At 53.7% G+C, this 1,187-nt stretch carries 1 rRNA gene; it reads right to left on the reverse strand.

Annotated elements, in window-relative coordinates:
* Positions 1 to 1,187: ribosomal RNA gene (locus tag KR227_RS10680) — 23S ribosomal RNA — on the reverse strand; the annotation flags it as partial.

The following is a 1,187-nucleotide window of genomic DNA, read 5'->3' on the forward strand; positions in this document are numbered from 1 at the left end:
ACCGCCCCAGTTAAACTACCCACCAGGCACTGTCCCCAACCCAGATCATGGGCCAAGGTTGAGATATCCGAATCGGTCAGAGTGGTATTTCACCGTGCGACTCCACACCAACTAGCGTTAATGCTTCCACGTCTCCCACCTATGCTACACAAACCGACCCGAACACCAATACCAAGTTGTAGTGAAGGTCCCGGGGTCTTTTCGTCCTGCCGCGCGTAACGAGCATCTTTACTCGTACTGCAATTTCACCGGGCCTGTAGTTGAGACAGCAGGGAAGTCGTTACGCCATTCGTGCAGGTCGGAACTTACCCGACAAGGAATTTCGCTACCTTAGGATGGTTATAGTTACCACCGCCGTTTACTGGGGCTTAAATTCTCCGCTTCGACCCACAAAGGGTCTAACAGGTCCTCTTAACCTTCCAGCACCGGGCAGGCGTCAGTCCGTATACATCAACTTCCACGTTTTCGCACAGACCTATGTTTTTAGTAAACAGTCGCTTCCCTCTAGACTCTGCGACCACCACACAGCTATACACCATGTAGGGTCCCCCTTCTCCCGAAGTTACGGGGGTATTTTGCCGAGTTCCTTAACTACAGTTCACCCGCTCGCCTTAGTATTCTCTACTCGATCACCTGTGTCGGTTTGGGGTACGGGCCGGCCATATACATCGCTAGAAGCTTTTCTCGACAGCACAGGATCACCACCATCCCCACTCAGTGGGTACGCATCACGCCTCGCCCTTCAATGTGCCCCGGATTTACCTAGAACACGGACTACACGCTTACACCAACACAACCAACGGTTGGCGTGGCTACCACTCTGTGTCACTCCATCACTTGACTACGACAGATCAGGCCCCACGCATCCTCACACACCACACACCCAAAGGGCGTGTTAGAGGTGATTCTGGGTGGTTAGTATCACTGCATCATCATTGGTCGCATATAACCGGGTACGGGAATATCAACCCGTTTGCCATCGACTACGCCTGTCGGCCTCGCCTTAGGACCCGACTCACCCTGGGAAGACGAGCTTGACCCAGGAACCCTTGATCATCCGGCGGCAAGGATTCTCACCTTGCATTCGCTACTCATGCCTGCATTCTCACTCGCACACACTCCACCATAAGCTTCCGCCACGGCTTCACCGCATGCACGACGCTCCCCTACCCAACAACACACAAAAG

Origin of the sequence: Corynebacterium sp. TAE3-ERU30, from assembly GCF_019209925.1 — a bacterium.
Taxonomy (GTDB): Bacteria; Actinomycetota; Actinomycetes; order Mycobacteriales; family Mycobacteriaceae; genus Corynebacterium; species Corynebacterium megadyptis.